Raw genomic sequence first — 23,445 nt, forward strand, 5'->3', positions numbered from 1 at the left:
GAGATTAGCATGGCAGGGAGGGTGCGATGTAAGGCTGGGGTCAGAACCGTGTCAGAGATAATACCGCGGCACTATCGTGCCTATTGCGGTTATGCCCATTCAGTTAGCGCATTAGATTTCTTGGCTTAATTGGGTGAGAAATTGCAGCATAAACTGACTACGGCGTTCAGCTTCGAGCTTTCCAGCTTGAGTATTCATGGTGCGACTCAATTTAAGCAGTTTGGTATAGAAATGGTCTAGGGTGTAGGCGTTATCATCTGGGAAACGGCCTTGGCAAAAAGGATCCTCAGAGTGATAAAGCGGGCGTGCGAGCAGTTGGCCAACTTGTAGGCAGCGAATAGTGCCGATAGCGCCTAGTGCGTCTAAGCGGTCAGCATCTTGGATAATTTTTGCTTCAAGGGTGCGAGGTGCAATACCGGCACTATAGCTGTGGGCTGCAATGGCATGGTGAATCTCAGATAATTGCTTAGCGGTGTAGCCATGTTGATCGAGAAAATGGATGGCATGTTCGGCGGAATAGGTGGACGCACGCGCGCGATCTGGGTGGTTTTTGGGTAAGTTTATACAGTCATGAAGCCAAGCCGCAGGCAGAATGATAGAGAGATCGGCGCTTTCTTGCTGTGCCAGCTTTCTGGCTGCTGAGACAACACGCTCAACATGCGCCATATCGTGGGCTGCGTCTTCAAGCATATTATCAACGAGGTATTGGCGGCAGTGTTGCTCTATGGGCAATGGAGATACTGTCATTGGATTATCACGTTTAATGAGGGTAGGGCGAGTATAACGCGCTGCGGGGCAAAGGCACACTGTGATGATGGTGCTCAGGTTGTCACACTTATGACACGTTGCGCATACTTTATAAGGCATTGATGCGATCTTCACCGTGACCTTCGCCATATTAACTATTCTGTAAAAAACAGAAAGGGGCGCAGAGCATGTTAGTGCTATTGGCGGTGGTGGTAATGGTGGGGTGTGGTATGGCGTATGCCGTACTGTGTTATTTAAATTCGGAGGAAGAAGAGTTACGTCCGGAAATGGTTAACACCGAGCATGGCGATTTAGCCTTGCTCAGTGCAGGGCACGTGTTTTATTCATTGTATGGTGATAGGCAGCGGCCTGTTGTCGTTTTAATTCATGGTTTTTCGTTTCCCTCTTTTGCTTGGGAGCGCAATGTTGATGCGTTAACAAAGGCGGGCTATTGCGTGTTGACCTATGACATTTACGGACGCGGCTTTTCAGCTCGCCCTAATGTCGCTTATAACCGCGAGACATTTATTCAGCAGTTGAGAGAGTTACTCGACTACTTGGCAATTGAACAACCCATCCATCTCGTTGGTTTATCAATGGGAGGGGCGATTGCCAGTGCTTTTGCCAATGACTTCCCTTCCCGCGTGGCCAGTGTCAGTTTTATCGCCCCGTTTCATGCTCCAATCAATATTGGGCCTTTAAAATGGCCGATTATCGGCACTTTTCTCGCACGGGCATTTTATATACCAAGGTTAGCATCAAAGTTGCTGGATGATTTAGCTGAGCCGGATAAGCATTTTGATATTGCCCATCGCTATGAAGTGCAGATGCGCTACAAGGGTTTTTCGCGTGGGCTGATTCGTTCCGCGAGAACGTTCTTACAATATGACCCTGCTGCCGATCTTAAGGCGTTAGGAGACGCAAAAGTGAACACCTTGTTGTTATGGGGAGAAAATGACCAAATATTCCCGGTCGAAAAAGTGAGCTATGTATCTGACCTACTCGGTGATAGTAACCGTGTTTGTATTATCGAGGGGGCAGGGCATGCACCACAGTTTGAGTCGTCTCACACGGTGAATCAATGCCTGACACGGTTCTTATCCGGTTGCGACTTGGTGTCTGAGCATTAACGTGGTTAGTGATCATCGATGGCTTGCTGTCCGTGTAAAACTAGCCAATCCATTAGTGCTTTGATGCGTTTTAATTGGTACTTTCCGGGAGGACAGACAAGGTAGATGTCGGTCAATGTTTGATTCCAGTTTGGCAGTACTTCTTCCAGAGTGTGGTTTTTGATCTCATTTTTCACATAGAGTTCGGACAAACGTGCAATGCCACGGTGCGCGGTGGCAAGTTGGTACATTATTCGGCCATTGGCAATCGTGCGACCGTGGTGTGCATGCACTTTTACTGTCTCTTCATTGTTCGTTAGCTCCCACTCTTTCACTGAGCCGACAATCAGCTGGTGGTGTTCTAGATCTTTTGGCTGAACAATCGACGGTGTGCTTTTCAAGTATGTTGGCGAGGCAACAAGCACAGTACGCAATGAAAAGGCTTTTCGCGCAATGAGACTTGAGTCAGGCAAATTGCCCATTCTTAGCACAAGGTCATAATTAGTATTGAGAAGGTCGACTTTTTGACTACTGAAGTCGAACTCTACTTTAACGTGAGGGTAAGCATCTTCAAACGCAATGAGTAGCGGGGCGATAATCTCCTCCCCTAAAAGCCCGCCAACGGTATTAACGCGAATGACCCCAGCCAGTTCGTCGGCGTGCAGCTTGGTTTGCTCAAATGACAATTGCAGTTGTTGCCAAGCTGGCCTGGCTTGATGGAAAAATTGTTCGCCTTCCTGAGTAAGGCGCAATTTCCTTGTGGTGCGATGCAGTAACTGCACCCCAAGGCGCTCTTCCAACTGGCTGACTTGTTGGCTTAAATTCGATTTTCCAACACTCAGTTTTTCAGCGGCAGCGGTAAAGCTACCTTCTTCGATGACCGCGATCAAGGCCCGCAGGCCAAGGAATTCAATATTGTTCATTGTGACTAAACAGTGATTTCCGATAAGACTTATATATCGCAGTGTATAGCACAACTATACTTAGCCGCAATTGAAGAGAGGAGATAGAACATGACGAAGCCACTAGTAGTAATCACTGGAGCAAGTTCAGGCATTGGTGAAGCAACCGCAAAACGTTTGAGTGCAGAAGGTCACCCATTGTTGTTGTTAGCCCGCCGCATTGAGCGTCTTGAAGCGTTAAATTTACCCAATACACTATGCTATAAAGTTGATGTGACCGATTTAGCGTCATTCAAGCAAGCCATTGATGCTGCAGAACAGCAGTTTGGCCCAGTTGATTGCTTAATTAACAACGCGGGCGTTATGTTGTTAGGGAAAGCTGATGTGCAAAACCCGGCTGAATGGAAAGCGATGTTTGATGTTAACGTTATGGGTCTGCTTAACGGTATTCATTTGGTACTGCAGAAAATGCGCCAACGTAAAGGCGGCACAGTAGTCAATATCAGCTCTGTGGCGGGGCGTAAAACGTTTCCTGATCATGCTGCCTATTGTGGAACCAAGTTTGCGGTGCATGCGATCACTGAAAATATCCGTGAAGAAGTCGCCGATGATTCTGTGCGTTTAATTACTATTGCCCCAGGTGCCGTTGAGACAGAGCTGCTTAGCCACACCACGGATGATTCGATTAAAGCGGGTTACGGCGAATGGAAAGAGGGCATGGGCGGTGTGATTGCACCAACCGATATCGCTAACAGCATTGCGTTTGCTTATGGGCAACCACAGAACGTTTGCATTCGTGAAATTGTGATTGCGGCGACTCGCCAACAGCCGTAAGTGTTTTACCCACAAATGTAATTGGCACCATGAGATGACACTCATTACGTAATGAGTGTCATCTTCAGTGTATCCACGCTATAACCCCCGCAACTTCCCTGAGTGCCACACGACTAACTCAAAGATGGAGAGAGTGAGAATAAAGGTATTATTGCCTCGCATTTCTGGCTTTTGAACGTGTTGTTTTATAGATCTGTTGATATGTTCAAGGTCTGTAGCAATCGCTCATGTAGAAAGGATGATTAGTGAGAATTCAGCAAGTATCTGAGAAGACAGGGTTAAGCCTACACACTTTGCGTTATTATGAGAAACAGGGACTGATTTACCCCATACCGAGAAATGATGCGGGCCATCGTTATTATCGGGAGCACGATGTTCATTGGTTGAATTTCATTCAATGCCTTAAGGTGACAGGCATGCCACTAAAAGACATCCAAGCGTATGCTCAACGGGTGAAGAATGAGGATAAACAGCCAGCGTTTCTTCTAACTATATTATCTGAACACAAAATGCGTTTAGAAAGAAAACGTGCAGAGATTGATGAATGCCTACAACACGTTAACTGGAAAATCGACCACTATTCTGATTTGCTCTAATGGTCTGCTGTTAGAAGCTATAAACAGTTGCAATAGTCATTGATCACGGCCAAATCTGCTTGGGACAGCGAGAGGTTGGCAGCTGGAAGTAGCTCATCGAGCTGGAGTGTATCTCTCGCCCCAATGATGGTGCCAGTTGTGGCAGGATGAGATAGCGTCCATGCCAAACAAAGCTGAGCGATGCTACATTGTTTGGCGTGTGCCAGCGAGGCTAATTTGTCGACTAGCGCCAGAACCTTGCTAAAGTGAGGGTCTTGGAATTGATGGCTTTTGTGACGCCAATCGCGTTGATCAAGTTCCTTGATTCGCTGGTGGCTCCATTTCCCTGTTAACAACCCATGACTCATGCTGGAGTGGTGTATAACTCCAACCTTTTGCTGTTGGCACCATGGCAATACCTCTTCTTCGACTTGACGATTAATCAGCGAGTAAGGGGGTTGTAAGGATGTCACTGGGGCAATGGTATGCACTCGTTGCAACTGCTGCTTAGAGAAATTCGAGACGCCAATATGGCGAACTTTTCCTGCTTGTTGCAGCTCGCTTAAGGTTTGCCAGGCTTCTTCAAGTTGACTGTCTGGATTCGGCGAATGAATTTGGTAAAGATCAATGCACTCAACGCTAAGTCGAGAGAGGCTACTGTCAACTTCCTCAAGAATAGACTTTCGATCAAGTTGAGCGATAAGCTCAGAGTCACCCTCCCGCCAACGAAAGCCACACTTGGTAAATATGTAGGGTTTATGGTGAGTCTGTTTTAGCGCCTTTGCGATGATAAGTTCAGCATTCCCTAACCCATAGGCTGGTGCAGTATCTATCCAATTGATCCCATGCTCCAGTGCTGCGTGAATGACTTTAATAGATTGCGGTGTTGATTGTTTACCCCAGCCCCAATCGCCAATGTCGCCACCAATTGCCCAGCTGCCTAATCCTAATACCGATATATTGAGTGCTGAATTACCAAGTTTGCGTGTTTGCATATTATTCCCTTGTTACTAACTGAATATAGGTTTTGAATGATCATTTATAAGGGTTGGAGTAAGCTCTAACACTATGGGAAGTTAGTAACTTTGCGGGGCAGTTCATATTTATCCCCACTTAAGCAGGTACTAAATAATGAAGAGGTGGTGTACATGTAGCGCCATACCTCTTTATCATGATCAAGCATAACGAAGTCCGCATGTTTTAATGCGCCGAGGTGAATTTTCTCGAGTAGACTGTAAATGTCTTTCATTTATATGAGAACGCTATCGTGATCAATATCGCCTTCTTTAGTACCAAGTCTTACGATCAACAATCTTTTGAGCAGGCAAAAGGAGATCATAGGGTTAATTACCATTTTTATGATTTTCTGCTCACAGAGAAAACCGCAAAGATGGCAAAAGGATGTGAGGTAGTCTGTGCCTTTGTTAATGATGATCTTTCTCGCCTAACATTGGAAAAGCTCGCTTCTTTCGGAGTGAAGATGGTTGCCCTTCGATGCGCAGGATTTAATAACGTTGATCTTGTCGCTGCAAAGGCAAATGGCATTGCTGTAGCGCACGTCCCCGCTTATTCACCTGAGGCCATTGCCGAGCACGCTGTTGGGCTGATGATGACGTTAAATCGCCGATTTCATAAGGCATACCAACGTACCCGCGATGCTAACTTTTCCCTAGAAGGCTTAGTCGGTTTTAATTTCCATGGCCGGACTGCCGGTATTATTGGAACGGGAAAGATAGGGCTCGCGACACTGCGCATTCTAAGAGGACTTGGCATGAGGGTGCTGTGTTATGACCCATACCCAAGCAAGGTTGCAACCGAACTTGGCGGTGAGTATTGCTCACTTGATACCTTAATTAGCCAATCTGACATCATCTCGCTCCATTGCCCGATGACGAAAGAGAATTATCATCTACTTAATCAGGTGGCATTTGCCAAGATGAAGGATGGTGTGATGATCATCAATACCAGCCGTGGTGAACTCCTCGATTCTGCGGCAGCGATTGAAGCGTTAAAACAAGGTCGGATTGGCTCATTGGGCTTGGATGTGTATGAAAGCGAAAAACAGCTGTTCTTCCAAGACAAGTCAAACGATGTGATTGTCGATGATGTGTTCCGCCGCCTGTCAGCCTGTCACAATGTACTGTTTACGGGTCATCAGGCCTTCTTAACCCAAGAGGCGTTGCACAATATATCTGAGGTAACGCTCGCTAACATCGACTGCTTTGCAAAAAGCATGACGGATAGTAACTTCTTGTAATCATTCGCGTACAGCGCAATACCCAAGATTAAGACGAAGCGTAAAGCGGCATAAACGATAGCAACTCGTTTATGCCGCTTTTTATTGCACTCCCGCCCGTTGGTCGAGTCATGTGAGATACATTGACATGCTTGTATTGAAAAGCCTGATGCGCCAGTGACAAATCAATTTACTAGCAGCATGGCATAAAACAGTGGGCAGCCTAATAGGCTGCTAGGTTAATAGGAAACGTATGGATATTATCGAACGAGTTAAATATGTATCAGCACTGCAATTAAAGAACTGATTTCTCCGACGGATAGCACGAGAATAGGCATCGATACTCGCAGGCCGTTTACCTTGTAGCGTTAGGCTGATAAGTTTTGCTCATACAGGAAGTTGTAGCGAATAGGTTTCGTTGGCTTAATTCTATTTATGTCTTTGTAAATCTTCGAGTGATGGTGTTACAACAAGAATTGAGGGCTTTATAAGGATATACAATGTCTAAAGGGATTCAACCTCGAATCACAGGGAAGTTAGTATTGGCGCTGTTTGTTGCAGCTAATACTGTGTATCTCATCATGGTTATATATAGCATTCCAATGCTTATGCAGCATTCGGGCGGAATACCGATATTTGATATGTCCCCATTGGGTTATAGCTATCAAGACGCTATGGCTTTGTTAACGGCGCTTGGTGAAGAAGGGCGTGAAGTCTATGTTTCTCTACAATTGACTCTGGATATCTTTTATCCAATTTTGTTCGCACTTTGCTATTTTTCTTTGTTCCAATGGTTAATCATTGTTGGTAGGCTCAGTCATCGCATTTGGCGGTATATAACCGTTATCCCAATATTTGTGTGTGTACTTGATTATGTTGAAAACATTTTTATCTGGTTGATGATTCGAGATTATCCCACTCTCTCAGAGAGTTTAGTTACTACCAGTAGCACCTTTACATTAGCTAAGAGTGTATCAACGATGGTTTATTTTATCGTACTGACATTGATGATTATATTTTTGATAGCTCGCAGACTAACTCGTTTAGTGACGGGCAAGTAAGCGAACAGGGCATTCAACCAGCACTTTCATCTGACACTTTACTCTGCCGTACAACGGCTTCGTTCAATAAGGCAACGTCTCGAGATTATAGGTAATACGCACAGGAAATTAGGTATGGATACTGTAAAGGCACATTTTGAGGAAGAAGCCCAAGAATTCGATGAGATAATTTTAAAACTGATCCCTCACTACTTAGAAATGATCGATAGCATGATTTCTTCTATCCCATTTGACCGTTCAAAACCCATTAACGTAATTGATCTTGGGTGCGGTACTGGCACCATTTCACTGAAGGTCAAAGAGGCTTTCCCCAATGCGAAGATCAAGTGCTTAGATTTAGCCGAGAAAATGATAGAAATGTCTAAGTTGAAGCTTCAGGCTTTTGATGGTATTCGCTATGAAGTTGGGAATTTCGATACATTTCAATTTCAAGATCGTTACGACGTGGTTGTATCATCGCTGGCGCTGCACCATATTGTCAGCGACAACGATAAAATTCACTTCTATCAAAAGATCTATGATGCTCTTCTTCCAAGCGGTATTTTTCTCAATGCTGATGTTGTATTAGCCTCATCCGATACACTGCAATCGACCTATCTCAGCAAATGGAAATCTTTCATGCTGCAGTCTGTTTCTTCTGACGAGATAGATAATAAGTGGTTACCTAAATATCGTGAAGAGGATAGCCCTGCAAAGCTAATGAGCCAGATTGATTGGTTGAAGGATTTAGGTTTTGTGAATATTGATGTGATTTGGAAGTACTACAACTTTGCAGTGTACGGTGGCTCTAAACCTGCCAATGTCAAACAATAATATCAAGCCGCCGCTGAAAAGAGCAACGATAATAATGGACTTCTTTATCTGCTGCTTAATGTGGTTAATATATTTTGCACAGTAGTTAAGGTTAGAATTGCAATAAACGCGATGACAGGCGTAACCAAACCAAAGCCTGAGTTAATCAGGCTTTGGCACATTTGTTACAACGAAATACGTTTTATCATCCCTGCTTCGGCATGACCTAAGATATTGCAAGCAAACTCTACATTGTTATCACCATGGAAATGCCACAATAACTGCTGAGCTTTTCCTGGCGCAACGGAAACAGAGTTATTAAAATCGTGGTTGTGATGATGCATTTCTTTCATCATTTCTCGATGAGCTATCTGCTCTTCTGTTGAGCCAATGGTGAACTCATGGTCTATTTTACCTGCATTCATTACCACAAACTGGACCACATCATTAGGCTCGATTGTTACGTCATCTTTGAAGGTGATGCTCATATCATCATTTAACAGTACATGGATGACCTTATCTGGCTTAGCGCCCATTGCGGGCATTCCAACGTCAGACATGCCCTCCATATTCATCATATTACCATGGTCCATTTTTGAGTGATCCATTTGGGAGTGATCCATCGCTGCGAACGCGCCTGCGGTAATGGTGATTAGCAGGATAGCAAATAGTGATTTTTTCATATTAATTCTCTCGTTTTATATCAATCAAATTGATGCTTAATGTTTATAGGGGCTGCCTATCTTTGAATTACTGTTCTATTACTACAGTGCAGTTAATTGCATGGTTGTAATGCAGGTGCGGCTGTTACCCTCACTACTGAGAATTTCCGATGCTGTTAAACCTCCTTGACGGATATCAAATTGATATTCGCCGCCGCGTGGCACCCAAACATCAAGAAAGCCATCTTTTTGTGTAGTAACTTGTTCGTCTTTGAGTATTTCGCCGGAAATAGCATCTTTAATGGTTAGATGCATGGTTTCTTCCACCATTTCTCCCTGACATCCAGTCGGAACATGGTAAGTGCAAGCATGAGTCTGGTGGACAAAAGGTGCAATGGAGAGTAAGAATTGATCGCCCAGCGGCATTGAAACTTGCTCACCAGAAGGCAGCGTCGCCTCTAGGCTCTGCGGAAGCACTTTCACGCTGGCCTCTCCCGTGCGGTGCCACTGATGGGATTGCTCTAGCGCTTGCTGTGGTGTGAGTTTTGAAAACGCTTCAGCTGTCATCGCTGCGGCATTAAATGTGCTAATGAGTGCTGCCATTACTAAGGCTTTATTGATCTTGTTCATTGAGTAATTCCTTTAGTTTGAACTCACCTGAGTTACTGTGCTTTGAGTATGTTGTAGTCGAAATGAGTAGGTTTTCCATATCTTATAGATTGAAGGTAAAACCAGCAGAGTTAATAAGGCCGATGAGATTGAGCCTCCTAGCATAGGGGCGGCAATGCGCTGCATCACTTCAGAACCGGTGCCAGTGCTTATCATTATCGGAATGAGGCCGATAACGACAGTAAGGTCAGTCATCATCACTGGACGAATACGCTGTCCTGCGCCTTCCAATATCGCTTGTTCAAGATCTTGGTCTGTTAGTGACAGCCCTTGTTGCTGTCGCTCATCAACACGGTGTTGCCATGCCTGATTTAAATAGACCAACATAATGATAGCGGTCTCCACTGCCACACCTGCGAGCGCAATGAACCCGACACCAACTGCAATCGATAGGTTATAATCAAGCGCATACATCAACCATAACCCACCAACGAGTGCAAGTGGCAATGTACCTACAATAATGGCAACTTCACCCAAACGACGAAAGCTCATATAAAGTAGGATAAAGATAATGCCGAGTGTTACAGGGACGACAACCTTCAGTTTCTCCATGGCACGTTGCATATATTCGTATTGCCCAGACCAGTTGATGGCATAGCCTGTCGGGAGGTTGACCTCATTGGTGACGCGCTGGCGAGCTTCAGCGACAAAACTGCCAAGGTCGCGCCCTTCTATATCAACAAAGATCCATCCGTTGGGGCGTGCATTTTCAGTTTTTATCATTGGAGGACCATCCTCATACCGGACAGTTGCAACGTCTGCCAAAGTGATGTGCGCCCCTAATGGTGTGACGAGTGGTAAGTTCTCTAAAGCATAAGCCGAGTCGCGATAGTGCTGTGGGTAACGAACATTGATAGGATAGCGTTCTAACCCCTCTACAGTTTCAGCAACTTTCATTCCTCCAATTGCAGCGCTGGTAACTTGTTGAATATCTTGAATTGACAGGCCATAGCGTGAGGCGCGATGTCGGTCGATATCAATGGTGATATATCGCCCCCCGGCCACACGTTCTGCGTAGACAGATATCGCGCCAGGAACCTGAATTACAACATCTTCTAATGTGCGTCCAATTTCTTCGATTACTTTTAAATCTGGCCCAGAGACTTTAATTCCGACCGGGGTTTTTATCCCTGTCGAAAGCATGTCGATACGGGTTTTAATCGGCATTACCCACGCATTGCTTAGCCCAGGAAAGTTCACTAATTTGTCTAACTCACTGCGTAAACTCTCCGTGGTGACGCCTGGGCGCCACTCTTGTTGTGGTTTCAATTGAATGAAGGTTTCGATCATGGTTAATGGCGCTGGATCAGTGGCGGTTTCGGCTCGCCCAACCTTGCCCCAAACCGTGTCTACTTCCGGTACTGTTTTGATCAACTTGTTGGTCTGCTGCAATAGCTCACGCGCTTTGCCGATGGAGATCCCCGGGTAGGTTGTGGGCATATACATCAGATCGCCTTCATCGAGCGGTGGCATAAATTCGCTGCCCATTTTGCTAAACGGATACCATGCCGAGGCCAGCAGCACTAGAGAGACAAGTATCATCGCTTTAGGAAAACGTAAGCTGAGTTGCAATAGTGGTCTGTACGTGTTGATCAGTACGCGTGTAATAGGATTTTTTTGTTCAGAGACTATGCGGCCACGGACAAAATACCCCATTAATACGGGAACCAGTGTGACAGCCAGTCCGGCAGAAGCGGCCATTGCATAGGATTTAGTGAATGCCAGTGGTGCAAACATTTTGCCTTCCTGACCTTCGAGAGCAAACACAGGTACGAAGCTTAGGGTGATAATCATAAGAGAGAAGAACAGCGGTGTGCCGACCTCTTCTGCAGCCGTTGCCACCAACTCCCAGCGATCTTTGCCAGAATTGCCATCACGTTCAATGTGCTTATGGAGGTTTTCTATCATTACGATGGCGCCATCAACCATTGCACCAATCGCGATACCAATACCGCCCAGTGACATAATATTGGCGTTGATGCCTTGCCATTGCATCACAATAAAGGCACTCAGTATGCCGAGTGGAAGACTGAGTAATATCACCAATGATGAGCGAAGATGAAATAGAAATAGCGCACAAACTAAGATGACTACCACAAACTCCTTGATCAAGGTGCGATTAAGGTTATCAACCGCAGCATCAATTAAGCCCGAACGGTCGTAAGTAATCACGAGCTCAACGCCTTCAGGTAATGCGTTTTCAAGCTCCGTTATTTTTGCTTTAACGTTTGTAATGACATCACGGGCATTTTCGCCAAAGCGCATGACTATCACACCGCCAACGGCTTCGCCTTCACCATTGAACTCAGAAATGCCGCGTCGCATTTGCGGGCCCAAAAAGATATCAGCGATGTCTCCCAACATTAAAGGGGCCCCATTGTCTGATAGCTTTAAAGGCAAGGCTGCAATATCTTCCGCTGAGGTTAAATAGCCAGTGGTGCGCACCATATGTTCAGCTTCAGCTACTTCGATAACGGAGGCGCCAACTTCTTGATTACCAAGTTTTATAGCTTGATTAACTTGTGCCAGCGTTAAGTCATAGGCACGGAGTTTATTTGGATCAATTTGAACCTGATATTGGCGCACCATGCCACCGACGGTGGCTACTTCGGACACTCCGTTTACGGTTTGCAACTCATATTTTAAAAACCAATCTTGTAGACTGCGTAGCTCACTCAGATCATGCTGGCCCGTTTTGTCTTGCAGCACATAGCTAAGTATCCAGCCCACACCAGTGGCATCTGGGCCAAGTTCGGGTTTTGCAGCAGCTGGTAGTGAGACTTGATTCATGTACTCTTGAACGCGGCTACGAGCCCAGTACATATCTGTACTGTCATCAAATATTATGTATACATAAGAATCGCCAAAAAACGAAAACCCACGAACCGTTTCAGCGCCGGGCACCGCCAACATTGCTGTTGTTAAAGGGTAGGTCACCTGATCTTCGACAACCTGAGGCGCTTGGCCGGGATAACTTGTTTTTATGATAACTTGGACATCAGAGAGATCTGGAATCGCATCGATAGGAGTGTTCTTGACACTAAACAGACCGGTGAAAGTCAGTGCAAGTGCTGCAATTAACACCAGTAATCTATTCTGAATTGACCAGCGAATAATAGCTCCGATCATAAGGCCTCCTCATTAAGCTCTAGTGCCTTGAGTAGGTAGTCAGCGCCTTGTTTCTCGATTAGAAAGCGGACGTTTTGACCTTCTGCAAAATCGGCAAGATTAACCGTCTCTTCAACAGAAAAGTTCATGACACCGCTAGTCCAACCCCATTCCGCAACAGGTTGGTGATTGAGCGTGATCATGCCAAAATCTGCCAATAATGTTGAGATATTGCCTGTTACCCAGCGAGCAATCTCGACGGGTTGTTCACTCTCGTTGTAATCGGTTATTTCATATTGTCCTGATTCAGTTTTGCGCATTTCAAATTCGAGTTTGACTCCCTGTGTTAGCGGTTCTATATCAATATTGTCTGCAACAGAGAAGTCCATCACCATGCCAGGCCAACCCCATTCAGGAACAGGTTGATGGTTAATGGTTAATACGCGCTTATCTTGTATTACCTTAATGATGTCCCCACTCGCCCATGCGGTTTCCGCGGGTTGCTGTACGCCGTTAATACGTGACAAGTCAGCAGATAAACTTGATTCTGAATCGAGTAAGAAATGCGCAGAGGTGACGATGCGGTCGCCCAGTTCTAGCCCTTGAAGGACCTCTATTTTGTCTCCGGCCTCTCGTCCAACGTTGATGCGAGCTGAGCGGTATTTCCCATTCCCTTCTGCCAAAACGACGCGTGTCATGTCGTTAGAGCGAATCACGGCAGAGCGTGGAATCGTCAGAACCTCTGTCATGCTTTGTGGTGTTAGAGCTATATTGGCAAACATATTTGGCTTAAGCACACCTTCTGGATTTGCAAATTTTAGGCGAACCCGCAGCGTGCGTGTTTTAGGATCCAGAACGGGGTAGATGTAGTCGACATCTCCTTGCCAATGTTGATCTGGCAGAGTGTCTAAGGTCATCGTTGCCTTACTTTCTGGTGTTATCCAATGGGCTTGTCGTTCAAATACTTCGGCGTCGACCCATATGTTGCGTAGCGACCCTGCACTTATTGCTGTTTGAGCAGGCGATAGGTAGCCACCTTCTCGGATATTAAGACTCGCGATAACACCACTTTCTGGTGCTTTTATTTCGATCGATTGCGTCGCCTTTCCGCGTCGTGTAATGGCATTGATCTGTTCTTTGTCGACACCAAGCGTTAGTAGTCGCTCGGTAGCCCCTTTTATCATCGCAGTGCGATTGGTTTTATAGGCATTGATCAGCTCCTCTTGAGCTTTAATTAACTCAGGAGAATAGAGTGTAAATAAAATATCACCTTTGTTAACTTTTTCGCCGATCGCATTGATATTTAACGTTTCCACCCAGCCAGATACGCGAACATTGGTCTGCCAAAGTTGGCTCTCATCAAAGCTAATGTAGCCAACAGTATCAATGCGCGGTAATAGGGGCTCTAAGGTGACGACGTCAGTTTTTACACCTAGGTTGTTTTCTACCGCTGAGTCAATTTTAACGGTGCCTGGCTTATTGTTGCTCCCCTCAAGTTCATCGGCATAAACAGGGATAAGATCCATTCCCATGGGTGATTTGCCTGGCTTATCTCGTTGGTAATTGGGATCCATGGGAGCGACCCAATAAAGTGGCTCCTTGTCTCCGCTTGTGTCCGTCTTTGTTGGTAGGCTGTGCTCACCATGGGATAACAAGGCATTGATTGGTGTTGAGAATATATGGTTAGCCCCAACACCGACTCCTATGCCAACAACAAGTGCAAAACTTGCCACTTTAAATGTACTCATGACTCTGTTCCTTAATTATTATTGTGCAAAGGGATAACTTGATATTCGAAACCATTGAGCAGCGCGGCAAGCTGGCTATTCGTCAAATTCCAATCGGTTTGGAGGCGTTGTAACTCAAGTTGGAGTGCCAATTTATCAGTGCTCGCTGTAATTAAATCATTGAATTGTGCTTCATTATTTTGGTATCCCCGCTCAACGGCCTCAATACGGGCGTTGGTTTGCGGCAGCAGACTCGACTGATAACGTTCAATTCGCTCTGCTAGGGCGGTACGATCTGCGATGAGTTTATTGACTTGGGCATGCAATTGCGCAAGCAAGGCATCTTTTTGATACTTTGCCGCGCCAACGTTATATTGTGCAGCGGAAAGAGATCGGTCTTGCCTGTTGGTGGTAAACAGGGGGATGTCCATCGTCAGATAAGCACTGAGTAGATCGGAGGCCGGCTCTCCGCGCATATTGTTGGCTTGGCGATAGCCGTACATTACTTCTATGCCAAATTGTGGCGTATAAGCTTGCTGTGCGATTTCAACTTGAGTCTGATTGACCGAGATGTTGATATCAGCCATTAGAGCCATAGGATGTTGATTTAGATGATTAAAAAACAGATTATCTGCTTTGCTTTCCCTAAGTACACGCTCAAGGTGATGCCAAGTTAGCTGGTTGCTGGCTTGTATTGACTGTGCGTCATGCACCCAATCATTCCCCAACCATTCAGATAGCTGCGCGATAAGGCGATCTTGTGTTTGCCGATTTGCTAACCGTTTATCTTCTAATATATTTACCTGTAATTGTGCAGCAAGTAGATCTTGGGCTTCACTATTACCAATCGAGTAGTCTGTTTGGATATAGCTGACCATGGCATCCATTAAACGCTGGTTTTCTTCAATCAGACGCTCTGCCTGCTGTTGGTAACCCAGCTCTAGCCAGAGTTGCGTCATTTGGTTGGCTATTTCGCGCTCGCGAAGCTGGATTTGGGCGGTTAATCCCTCAGCTTGCTGAGTCGACTTTTGTTGATTAAGCTTGCGGGAATCACCACGCTCAAATTGTTGCATAAGACCAATAGAGAGGTTGGTCATGGGATCTTCGTCGAACCTAAAACTATCGACAGGCAGTCCACCGACACCAATTTTTAGTTTGGGATCCATTAGAGTTGCACTCGCAATCCCGTTTTCAAGCATTGCTTGGGATTGGGCAAAATATTGTTTACGGCTGCTATCTCGCGATAGAGCTGCTTCAATGAGCAGGTTGAGTTGCTGTGTTGCCCTAACTTGTTGCGCAGAGGAGATGGTTACTATCTCGGACCCGTAAGAAAGAATAGATACGACAGAACAACCAGCACTAACAGCTAGCACAAACGTTTTTGGTTCTATAATCACAATGTGTATCCACAATAGGCGTTAAAAACGCGTAGAGTATTTCCAAACTGGCTGAAACGTCAGAAAGTCTGGAGCTAAAAAGTGTGAGAGATAGAACTAAGCGGAGGGAGGACGAAGGATATTTTGTACACGCGCGATGGTGTCGCCAATCGTTTGACGTTGACGTAACGCGAGAGAGTAAGCTAATTCAGTAAAAGGTTTAGTATGTTGAATAGGATAAAAGACACTGGAGCATACAGATAAGCAACAGGAGTGAATGTCACTTTCTGTCTCGCCACAGTGTAGGCGTGTCGTCGCATCATTTTCAGTTTGCTGATGTTGCGTTATTTCTTGCTGTGGCTCGCAATGGGAACCCGTATGGTGCTGAGAGTGGGCAGGCGTGGTGGCGTATAAAGGACCACTATTCTCTTCAACAGTGATATGTTGTGGATTAACGATCGCTGATGACCCTGTTGACTCCATAGCATGATGCATCATTTTTACACTCATGGCTGGAGAACTAGACACGTAGCCGGATGACAGCATAGCAATAATGCTGAATACTGCTATCCATATTGTCTTTAGGCTATGCGTCATTGCGGGTGTCCCTTTCTATTTATTATGTCAGTTTATAGGTTCCCCTTGGGGTAAGGTCAATACAATATTTGAGATTTATTATCACTGATGTACTTCAAATTCGAGATTGTGGTGGAATATTCAATTTGGCCTCCTTTTGGAGGCTCTTAATGTGAGTGCGGGGAGAAGCCAACATAGCTTTAAACATGTAAATTCTGCTATTCAGTATTTTTTTAATCTCAGCGCTTATAGCGTGAAATTAACTTACAACCATCTGTCCATCTTTAAAGTTATAATGATGCTTTTATATGGACAGCTGATAAACGCAGATGTTAACGGCGCTGGCTAAGTTTAATGAATCAATCTTCCCGCTACCTGTGATAGTAAAAGGCTGAGCGTTACAATCAGCTAAGGCTTGCTTTGGTACGCCACGCGCTTCGTTACCAAATAGGTAACAATCATAGTCGGCAAATTGGGGCGTGTTAACCTTGTCACCCTGCATATCAAGATAAGCAAAACGCTCAAAGCGCTGATTTAACTCAGTAAGCTCAACGCCTTGTTCGATAGGCAAGTGAAAAATAGCCCCCATGCTTGAGCGCACTACTTTGGGATTATAGGGATCGACGCTGTTACGACTTAATAATAAGCGAAACTGACCAAACCACGCTAGGCTGCGCAAAATAGTGCCCAGATTGCCGGGATCTTGTACTTCATGTAAGTAGATACAGCGTTCACCGTCTTGCAGAGGCGCTCTCTCTGTTTGAGTCGGTAGAGGGACGCAGGCAATAATACCTTGTGGCGTTTTAGTATCACTTAGTCCAGCCATCTGTTTTTTACTAATAGCAGTGATGGTGTATGTGTGATTGAGTTGCTGTGCCCATTCTTGATACTCATCCGTCACATACAAAATCGTGTTTTTTAGATAGGGCTGAGACAGTGCTGCTTTATCTAGCTCGAGGATCAAGTGCTCCCCTTCAACTAAATAGTGACCAAACTCCTCACGATATTTTTTTTGATGCAGCTTCTTTGCATTATCTAGTTTCATAAATGGTCCAGTTTCATATATTGTGCCCACTAAGTTTTCGCCAGCGATTGTACTCTTTTGTTTGGCAAAATGTCACCACTGCAAGTCAGGAGATATTTGCAAAACAACGGGACATGATTACAATAACGCTCTCTATATTTTACCAACATGGCGAACAACCTATGGCACGTTCAAAAACCAGTCAGAAATGGCTCGATGAACACGTTAACGATCCTTATGTAAAAAAAGCTCAAGCCGATGGTTATCGATCACGAGCGAGCTATAAGCTGATTGAAATTAATGACAAAGATCAGTTGATCAAGCCGGGTGATATCGCGTTGGATCTAGGTTCGGCACCGGGCGGTTGGTCACAGATTGTCGCGCCAATCGTTGGGGATAACGGCAAAGTGATCGCCTCTGATATTCTACCTATGGATGGCATTGTGGGCGTTACCTTTATTCAGGGCGATTTTACTGATGAAGCTGTTTATGAGCGTATTTTGCAAACCATTGATGGCAAAGGGGTTGATGCGGTTATCTCGGATATGGCGCCCAACCTGAGTGGCGTAAAAACAACCGACCAATACAGTTCAATGTATCTCGTCGAGTTGGCTTTAGATATGGCGCGTAATGTCCTAAAACCGGGTGGTAACTTTTGTGCTAAGGTTTTCCAAGGCGTTGGGTACGAAGAGTATGTTAAAGATGTTCGAACTTCCTTTAATAAAGTGATTATCCGTAAGCCTGCAGCTTCACGCCCGCGCTCTCGAGAGGTCTATGTGGTAGGTAAAGGATTCAAAGGTTAGGGCGAATAAATTAACTCCCCTTTTGCACTTTTTACCTTAGAATGAGTACCTTGGAATGGGTACTTAGGATAAATGTGCCGAGGGGAGAAATCTTATTTAACTGTCTATGCTTTTAATTTTAAAGCTTTTATCTTTCCAGCAGTGGACGTTTGTTTTCTACGCCATTCCACTCATCCGCATCCTCAGGTGGTGGTATAACTTCAACAATATTAGGCCAAACCTTACAGAGTTCCGCGTTGAGCTCGATAAACTCAATCTGATCAGGTGGAATTTCTGTATCCTGACAAATGGCATTGGCTGCACATTCAGGTGCACATAATGAGCAATCAATGCAAATATCTGGATCGATTACTAAAAAGTTAGGACCTTCAAAAAAGGCATCGACTGGGCAAACCGCCACACAGTCTGAGTACTTGCATTTGATGCAGTTCTCGGTCACTACAAAAGTCATTTAAACGCTATATCTTCATTCATCGAGTGTGGCGTAATTTTAGAGAATAACCCTCAAAACACAAGTTTCTTTGTGAGTGATATCGTGTAAAATCCCGCCCATAATTTCGTATTTCGATCTTATCCTGCCCTGACGGAAAGGCCGTCCGGCATATACAAAGAGAAATTTAACTATGCTACGTTTAACTGACATCAAACTGCCCCTTGATCATGATGAGCTTGCGCTCGAACAAGCCATTTTGGAAAAACTCAAAATAAAAAAAGCGCAACTGTTGTCCTTTACTATGTTTAAGCGTGGTTATGATGCCCGTAACAACAAAAATATTCAGCTCATCTACACACTTGATGTCGAAGTAGACAATCAAGCTCAGCTGCTTGAAAAATTTTCTGACGATCACCGAGTAAAAGAAACGCCTGACATGAGCTATAAGTTTGTCGCGCAGGCACCAGAAGAGCTAGAGGAGCGACCGGTTGTTATCGGTTTTGGTCCTTGCGGATTGTTCTCGGCACTTATCTTAGCGCAGATGGGCTTTAAACCGATTGTGCTTGAACGTGGTAAAGCTGTGCGTGAGCGTACAAAAGATACGTTTGGTTTTTGGCGTAAACAGCCGTTAAATACCGAGTCAAATGTGCAATTTGGTGAAGGTGGAGCAGGCACTTTCTCAGATGGAAAACTCTATACTCAGATCAAAGATCCTAACCATTATGGTCGCAAAGTCATTAATGAGTTTGTTGAAGCGGGTGCGCCAGAAGAGATTCAATATGTGAGTAAGCCACATATCGGCACTTTCAAGCTGGTCGGCATGATTGAGAAGATGCGCGCAAAAATTATCGAGCTGGGTGGTGAAATCCGCTTTAGTACGCGTGTGGATAAACTCGATCTTGTTGATAATCAGGTTCAAGGGCTACATCTATCAACGGGTGAGTACCTGAAAAGTCAGCATGTGATCTTGGCGGTTGGCCATAGTGCACGTGATACGTTTAGTTCGCTTTATGAACAAGGCGTCTTTATGGAAGCGAAACCGTTCTCGGTGGGCTTTCGTATTGAGCATGAACAGAGTGCTATCGACCGCTCTCGTTTTGGTGATAACGCCGGGCACCCTTTACTGGGCGCGGCTGACTACAAGCTGGTTCATCACTGTAAAAATGGACGCAGCGTTTATAGTTTCTGTATGTGCCCAGGCGGAACCGTGGTTGCGGCCACATCTGAAGAGGGACGCGTGGTAACAAACGGGATGAGCCAATACTCTCGCCATGAACGCAATGCTAACAGTGCCATTGTGGTTGGGATCTCTCCAGAAAAGGACTACCCAGGTCATCCATTAGCAGGCATTGAGTTGCAACGTAAACTAGAAGCGTTGGCATTTAAAGAAGGTGGCGAAAACTACCATGCACCCGCTCAGCTTATTGGTGACTTCTTGGCAGGAAAATCAACTAAAGAAATTGGTGACGTTCAGCCATCTTATACACCTGGCGTGACGCTTGCCGACCTTAGTAAAGTGGTGCCAGAGTATGTTACTGAAGCAATCCGTGAAGCAATTCCTGCGTTCGAGAAGAAAATCAAAGGTTTCTCGAAACCTGATGGTATGTTGACGGGGGTTGAAACTCGTACGTCTTCGCCTATCTGTATCAAACGAGGTAAAGATTGTCAGAGCATTAATACCTCAGGTTTATACCCGGCTGGTGAGGGAGCGGGTTATGCAGGGGGAATTCTCTCGGCAGGGATCGATGGTATCCGTGTCGCAGAAGCCGTCGCACGTGCAATGACTGAGCAAAAATAGCGAGTAAACACTGCACCCGAAAAGGCCTGACGCTGTCAGGCCATATTTACTCTGCTTACCCCTACGTTAGCCCGTTTACCCATAAAAAAACCATACCTGTAGTAAACTTACTTAAGCATCGTACGCTTTTTCAGCTTTTCAAGGTATGGTTGTTTTTATTTCAGTGTATGGTTTCGTAAAATCAACCATAAGCTGATAATTTTGTGATTGGCTGTCTATGCGGCTTTAATTGTTGTAAGAAACTTTCTTTCGCTTTCTCTGTACAGTTTAGCGTGAAGGGGGTGACTCCCGTCACATTTCCTTGGTAGTTACGATACGACAGAATCGCTTGGTGATCACATGAGCCAGGATGAGTAGCTGACACGGAGCTGGACAAAACCTTCTTAGACTAATTACTTAAATTAGGAAAATACGAATAACTTTTAGTATGGGAAAGTCGCTTAGTGAAGTGTCTTGTTTTGCAGGTGCAGATCAGTTTGGCTTTAATACATAACTCTCGGAGTCTGCAAAGGTAGAGCGACCGTTTTTTACACGAGTATGTGAAGTCAAAGCCAATTTTTTTCTGATTCATTACACATATCGATAAACGATTTGGTTATAGGTGAAGCTGAGCGATGGTCGTAAACCAGACACAAGCTAGCTGGTAGCCTTTCTTTTAATTTAATGAAGCGAATGTTGTTCCACCGGTGGTTACGAAAACTTGACGGAATTATGGTTATCGTTTGAAAGCTTGCGACGTATGCCATTAAGGTGTTTGGTTCGATGAATTCGTTATCAATGGATGGTATAAACCCAGCATGCTCACACGCATTAATAATTATATCAGCAGATGCTGAATTTCGCCTTGCAAGAAAGCTAAAGGAATAATCGCTAAGTTCAGCGATTGATATGACTTTCCTATCTTTAAGGGGATGACGGTCAGAGACAGCAACAATAAAGTCTTCACTTGTCACTCGCAGAGATCTCATTGGGTGTATGTTCAGTGCATCAGGAAAGCGACAAACGCCAATATCGATATTTTTTTCAATTAATTGAGTTTTCTGAGACTCTGGACACAATTCAATAATCTCAACTAAATAGTTAGGATAAAGGTGTCTAAAGCTCGAGAGCATACCAGTAAATCCTGCCCAAAATGCAGAGCTTACCAATCCAATCCTCAGTGTATTATTTTGACTGCGATCTATTCTTTTCACCTTCGCTAGAGAGCGATCAAGCGCCTTGAATATTTGTTCACACTCTTTATGAAGTGCTACACCAGATGCAGTTAGATGTACATTTCGTGAGTTTCGAATAAGTAATTCAACATCAAGGATGGATTCTAATTCTTTAATTTGCACACTTAATGGCGATGTCGTTATATTCAGACGCTCTGCGGCCTTAGCAAAATGCCCTGTTTCTGCAACAGCGACGAAATAGCGCAACATTTTCAAAGTGACACGTTCCATTAAAATGGCATCATCTTTTATCACCAATTAACTCCTTTTGTGACGAAGCGAAGGTTTTTGGACAAAAGTAAATAAAACAGCAATTAAAAATCCAGCGCGTATTTGTACGAGATCTCATTTTAAAGCTACTTACGACATGTAATAAATAAGTTGTCAATGGCTACTTTTAAGTGAGTGGTCACAAAAAGTACCATATGTGCTTGTTTTACCATCCGCTAATGCTCCTGATTATCCTTAAAAAAAGGATGATGTCTATGTTTTTCCCAATCATCCGATGGCTACATTTCGGTAATCTACTGACGAACAAATTATATTACACACTAAATATGGGTAAACAAATGACATACGATCCTGTTGTAAACGCGTTGCAAACCATTCTGGAAAAAAAACCTGGTTTTAAGCCAAAAGCGGCCTTCATTCTTGGCTCTGGCCTAGGTGTGATCGCAGATGAGTTGGCTGACAAGGTTACTATCTCATATGAAGAACTAGATGGATTCCCAGTCAGCACCGTTGAAGGTCACTCTGGAGAGTTGGTTCTTGGTTCAATGAACGGCGTTGATGTCGTCTGCATGAAAGGCAGAGGGCACTATTACGAGCATCAGTCGATGAAAGTGATGACAACCCCAGTAAGAACTTTTAAAAAGCTCGGATGTGAGTTCTTATTGGTGACAAACGCCGCTGGGTCTCTTCGCCCAGAGCGCATTGATGTTGGTTCGTTGGTTGTTTTCCATGATCACATTAACACTATGCCTGAGTCTCCAATGACTGGCGCCAATGATGAAGAGTATGGTCCACGATTCTTTAGTCTTGCAAACGCTTATGACAAATCACTACGCAGTGAACTGTTAGAGGTCGCGGAAACAAATAATATTCACATTAATCAAGGTGTGTTTGTTTCATATACCGGTCCTAACTTCGAAACGGCTGCTGAAATCAGAATGATGCAAATTATCGGTGGTGATGTTGTTGGTATGTCGGTTGTTCCTGAGGTTATTTCTGCGGCACACTGTGGTCTGCCGGTTCTTTCAGTTTGTGCCATTACAAATATGGCTGAAGGCCTTGGTGATGTAGAGCTCTCGCACGATCAAACCTTGAAGTGTGCAAAACTAGCAGAAGCCGACTTTATCCAGTTAATTAAGTCATTTATGACTAAGCACTTTTAAGTAGAGGGGGCGTTATGTTTGCAATCGGTTTTTTAGGGATCGCAACCCTAATCGGCATAGGTTATGCGACATCTGTCAATAGGCAGGCAATTAATTTACGTACAGTCGGTACTGCATTCCTACTACAACTAGGAATCGGTGCATTGGTACTGTACGTGCCTTTGGGACGGACTGTTCTAGAAAGTATGTCACATGGTGTTCATGCTGTCCTCGATAGCGGTAAAGCTGGCATACATTTCTTATTCGGGAGTTTAGTTAATTTCTCTGTCGAAGGTATTGGATTCGTATTTGCTTTGAATGTTCTGCCATTGGTGGTGTTCTTCTCGGCACTAATTGCAGTACTTTACCACATGGGTGTTATGCAATATGTCATTCGCATCATCGGTGGAGCCATGGCTAAAGTGT

General features: G+C 44.7%; 22 protein-coding genes. 10 read left to right on the forward strand and 12 right to left on the reverse strand.

The window, feature by feature from the left end:
• Nucleotides 1-111: 111 nt before the first annotated feature.
• Nucleotides 112-747: an HD domain-containing protein gene (locus tag ACKLNH_RS12350; RefSeq protein WP_413112558.1), complete on the reverse strand. Its 636-nt coding sequence runs from the start codon at nt 745-747 to the stop codon at nt 112-114.
• A gap of 188 nt (nt 748-935) precedes the next feature.
• Here ACKLNH_RS12350 and ACKLNH_RS12355 point away from each other — a divergent pair, with 188 nt between their 5' ends.
• Complete coding sequence (locus tag ACKLNH_RS12355; RefSeq protein WP_413112559.1) at nt 936-1,877, forward strand: alpha/beta fold hydrolase; 942 nt, start codon at nt 936-938, stop codon at nt 1,875-1,877.
• Nucleotides 1,878-1,882: 5 nt separating this feature from the next.
• Here ACKLNH_RS12355 and ACKLNH_RS12360 read toward each other — a convergent pair whose 3' ends face one another.
• Complete coding sequence (locus ACKLNH_RS12360) at nt 1,883-2,779, reverse strand: LysR family transcriptional regulator (protein ID WP_413112560.1); 897 nt, start codon at nt 2,777-2,779, stop codon at nt 1,883-1,885.
• 90 nt (nt 2,780-2,869) lie between these two features.
• Between ACKLNH_RS12360 and ACKLNH_RS12365 the strand changes: the two genes are divergently transcribed.
• Complete coding sequence (locus ACKLNH_RS12365) at nt 2,870-3,592, forward strand: SDR family oxidoreductase (RefSeq protein ID WP_413112561.1); 723 nt, start codon at nt 2,870-2,872, stop codon at nt 3,590-3,592.
• Nucleotides 3,593-3,837: 245 nt separating this feature from the next.
• Nucleotides 3,838-4,188, forward strand: coding sequence for a MerR family transcriptional regulator (locus ACKLNH_RS12370; RefSeq protein WP_413112562.1), 351 nt, complete (start codon nt 3,838-3,840; stop codon nt 4,186-4,188).
• A 17-nt stretch (nt 4,189-4,205) separates the two neighbouring features.
• Here ACKLNH_RS12370 and ACKLNH_RS12375 read toward each other — a convergent pair whose 3' ends face one another.
• Complete coding sequence (locus ACKLNH_RS12375) at nt 4,206-5,162, reverse strand: aldo/keto reductase (RefSeq protein WP_413112563.1); 957 nt, start codon at nt 5,160-5,162, stop codon at nt 4,206-4,208.
• Between the two features lie 272 nt (nt 5,163-5,434).
• On the opposite strand from ACKLNH_RS12375, the gene ACKLNH_RS12380 reads away from it, so the two are divergent.
• The 3 genes from ACKLNH_RS12380 (at nt 5,435) to ACKLNH_RS12390 (ending at nt 8,277) form a co-directional block, all read left to right on the forward strand.
• On the forward strand, nt 5,435-6,424 hold the full coding sequence (locus ACKLNH_RS12380) for a 2-hydroxyacid dehydrogenase (RefSeq protein WP_413112564.1): 990 nt from the start codon (nt 5,435-5,437) through the stop codon (nt 6,422-6,424).
• A 479-nt stretch (nt 6,425-6,903) separates the two neighbouring features.
• Complete coding sequence (locus ACKLNH_RS12385; protein WP_413112565.1) at nt 6,904-7,464, forward strand: hypothetical protein; 561 nt, start codon at nt 6,904-6,906, stop codon at nt 7,462-7,464.
• A 114-nt stretch (nt 7,465-7,578) separates the two neighbouring features.
• A complete protein-coding gene (locus ACKLNH_RS12390; RefSeq protein WP_413112566.1) occupies nt 7,579-8,277 on the forward strand; it encodes a class I SAM-dependent methyltransferase in 699 nt (232 codons plus the stop codon).
• A 164-nt stretch (nt 8,278-8,441) separates the two neighbouring features.
• On the opposite strand, the gene copI is transcribed toward ACKLNH_RS12390, so the two are convergent.
• From copI to ACKLNH_RS12425, 7 genes are all read right to left on the reverse strand, one after another.
• The gene (gene copI / locus ACKLNH_RS12395) at nt 8,442-8,939 is read right to left on the reverse strand and encodes a copper-resistant cuproprotein CopI (RefSeq protein ID WP_413112567.1); all 498 of its coding nucleotides are present in this window, start codon (nt 8,937-8,939) and stop codon (nt 8,442-8,444) included.
• A gap of 81 nt (nt 8,940-9,020) precedes the next feature.
• Nucleotides 9,021-9,548 (reverse strand): CueP family metal-binding protein, encoded by a 528-nt coding sequence (locus ACKLNH_RS12400; RefSeq protein ID WP_413112568.1) that lies wholly within the window; start codon nt 9,546-9,548, stop codon nt 9,021-9,023.
• 12 nt (nt 9,549-9,560) lie between these two features.
• Nucleotides 9,561-12,716: an efflux RND transporter permease subunit gene (locus ACKLNH_RS12405; RefSeq protein WP_413112569.1), complete on the reverse strand. Its 3,156-nt coding sequence runs from the start codon at nt 12,714-12,716 to the stop codon at nt 9,561-9,563.
• Nucleotides 12,713-14,443: an efflux RND transporter periplasmic adaptor subunit gene (locus ACKLNH_RS12410; RefSeq protein ID WP_413112570.1), complete on the reverse strand. Its 1,731-nt coding sequence runs from the start codon at nt 14,441-14,443 to the stop codon at nt 12,713-12,715. The genes ACKLNH_RS12405 and ACKLNH_RS12410 overlap by 4 nt, the downstream gene beginning before the upstream one ends.
• An 11-nt stretch (nt 14,444-14,454) precedes the next feature.
• Nucleotides 14,455-15,819 carry a TolC family protein gene (locus ACKLNH_RS12415; RefSeq protein WP_413112571.1) on the reverse strand — a complete coding sequence of 455 codons (1,365 nt, stop codon included), beginning with the start codon at nt 15,817-15,819 and terminating at the stop codon, nt 14,455-14,457.
• A gap of 96 nt (nt 15,820-15,915) precedes the next feature.
• Nucleotides 15,916-16,395, reverse strand: coding sequence for a hypothetical protein (locus ACKLNH_RS12420; RefSeq protein ID WP_413112572.1), 480 nt, complete (start codon nt 16,393-16,395; stop codon nt 15,916-15,918).
• Between the two features lie 283 nt (nt 16,396-16,678).
• Complete coding sequence (locus ACKLNH_RS12425) at nt 16,679-17,419, reverse strand: TrmH family RNA methyltransferase (protein ID WP_413112573.1); 741 nt, start codon at nt 17,417-17,419, stop codon at nt 16,679-16,681.
• A 161-nt stretch (nt 17,420-17,580) separates the two neighbouring features.
• Between ACKLNH_RS12425 and rlmE the strand changes: the two genes are divergently transcribed.
• On the forward strand, nt 17,581-18,201 hold the full coding sequence (rlmE, locus tag ACKLNH_RS12430; RefSeq protein WP_413112574.1) for a 23S rRNA (uridine(2552)-2'-O)-methyltransferase RlmE: 621 nt from the start codon (nt 17,581-17,583) through the stop codon (nt 18,199-18,201).
• A gap of 127 nt (nt 18,202-18,328) precedes the next feature.
• Here the strand turns inward: rlmE and fdxA are convergent, their stop codons facing one another.
• On the reverse strand, nt 18,329-18,652 hold the full coding sequence (fdxA, locus tag ACKLNH_RS12435) for a ferredoxin FdxA (RefSeq protein WP_413112575.1): 324 nt from the start codon (nt 18,650-18,652) through the stop codon (nt 18,329-18,331).
• Nucleotides 18,653-18,824: 172 nt separating this feature from the next.
• On the opposite strand from fdxA, the gene ACKLNH_RS12440 reads away from it, so the two are divergent.
• A complete protein-coding gene (locus ACKLNH_RS12440) occupies nt 18,825-20,432 on the forward strand; it encodes an NAD(P)/FAD-dependent oxidoreductase (RefSeq protein WP_413112576.1) in 1,608 nt (535 codons plus the stop codon).
• Between the two features lie 545 nt (nt 20,433-20,977).
• On the opposite strand, the gene ACKLNH_RS12445 is transcribed toward ACKLNH_RS12440, so the two are convergent.
• Nucleotides 20,978-21,901, reverse strand: a complete 924-nt coding sequence (locus tag ACKLNH_RS12445; RefSeq protein ID WP_413112577.1) for a LysR family transcriptional regulator — start codon at nt 21,899-21,901, stop codon at nt 20,978-20,980.
• Between the two features lie 314 nt (nt 21,902-22,215).
• Here ACKLNH_RS12445 and xapA point away from each other — a divergent pair, with 314 nt between their 5' ends.
• Together xapA and ACKLNH_RS12455 are read left to right on the forward strand one after the other, a co-directional pair.
• On the forward strand, nt 22,216-23,040 hold the full coding sequence (gene xapA / locus ACKLNH_RS12450) for a xanthosine phosphorylase (protein WP_413112578.1): 825 nt from the start codon (nt 22,216-22,218) through the stop codon (nt 23,038-23,040).
• Between the two features lie 14 nt (nt 23,041-23,054).
• On the forward strand, nt 23,055-23,445 hold a 391-nt coding region (locus ACKLNH_RS12455; RefSeq protein ID WP_413112579.1), incomplete at its 3' end, for a Na+ dependent nucleoside transporter N-terminal domain-containing protein.

The organism is Thaumasiovibrio clandestinus (assembly GCF_047250365.1).
In the GTDB taxonomy this organism is placed as follows: domain Bacteria; phylum Pseudomonadota; class Gammaproteobacteria; order Enterobacterales; family Vibrionaceae; genus Thaumasiovibrio.

Excerpts from the sequence above, each read along its gene's own strand:
- ACKLNH_RS12365 (WP_413112561.1), top strand. The coding sequence starts at position 2,870 with ATGACGAAGCCACTAGTAGTAATCACTGGAGCAAGTTCAGGCATTGGT.
- copI (WP_413112567.1), bottom strand. The coding sequence starts at position 8,939 with ATGAAAAAATCACTATTTGCTATCCTGCTAATCACCATTACCGCAGGC.
- ACKLNH_RS12355 (WP_413112559.1), top strand. The coding sequence starts at position 936 with ATGTTAGTGCTATTGGCGGTGGTGGTAATGGTGGGGTGTGGTATGGCG.
- rlmE (WP_413112574.1), top strand. The coding sequence starts at position 17,581 with ATGGCACGTTCAAAAACCAGTCAGAAATGGCTCGATGAACACGTTAAC.
- ACKLNH_RS12410 (WP_413112570.1), bottom strand. The coding sequence starts at position 14,443 with ATGAGTACATTTAAAGTGGCAAGTTTTGCACTTGTTGTTGGCATAGGA.
- ACKLNH_RS12420 (WP_413112572.1), bottom strand. The coding sequence starts at position 16,395 with ATGACGCATAGCCTAAAGACAATATGGATAGCAGTATTCAGCATTATT.
- ACKLNH_RS12350 (WP_413112558.1), bottom strand. The coding sequence starts at position 747 with ATGACAGTATCTCCATTGCCCATAGAGCAACACTGCCGCCAATACCTC.
- ACKLNH_RS12400 (WP_413112568.1), bottom strand. The coding sequence starts at position 9,548 with ATGAACAAGATCAATAAAGCCTTAGTAATGGCAGCACTCATTAGCACA.
- fdxA (WP_413112575.1), bottom strand. The coding sequence starts at position 18,652 with ATGACTTTTGTAGTGACCGAGAACTGCATCAAATGCAAGTACTCAGAC.
- ACKLNH_RS12425 (WP_413112573.1), bottom strand. The coding sequence starts at position 17,419 with ATGAAACTAGATAATGCAAAGAAGCTGCATCAAAAAAAATATCGTGAG.
- ACKLNH_RS12440 (WP_413112576.1), top strand. The coding sequence starts at position 18,825 with ATGCTACGTTTAACTGACATCAAACTGCCCCTTGATCATGATGAGCTT.
- ACKLNH_RS12405 (WP_413112569.1), bottom strand. The coding sequence starts at position 12,716 with ATGATCGGAGCTATTATTCGCTGGTCAATTCAGAATAGATTACTGGTG.
- ACKLNH_RS12390 (WP_413112566.1), top strand. The coding sequence starts at position 7,579 with ATGGATACTGTAAAGGCACATTTTGAGGAAGAAGCCCAAGAATTCGAT.
- ACKLNH_RS12360 (WP_413112560.1), bottom strand. The coding sequence starts at position 2,779 with ATGAACAATATTGAATTCCTTGGCCTGCGGGCCTTGATCGCGGTCATC.
- ACKLNH_RS12375 (WP_413112563.1), bottom strand. The coding sequence starts at position 5,162 with ATGCAAACACGCAAACTTGGTAATTCAGCACTCAATATATCGGTATTA.
- xapA (WP_413112578.1), top strand. The coding sequence starts at position 22,216 with ATGACATACGATCCTGTTGTAAACGCGTTGCAAACCATTCTGGAAAAA.
- ACKLNH_RS12385 (WP_413112565.1), top strand. The coding sequence starts at position 6,904 with ATGTCTAAAGGGATTCAACCTCGAATCACAGGGAAGTTAGTATTGGCG.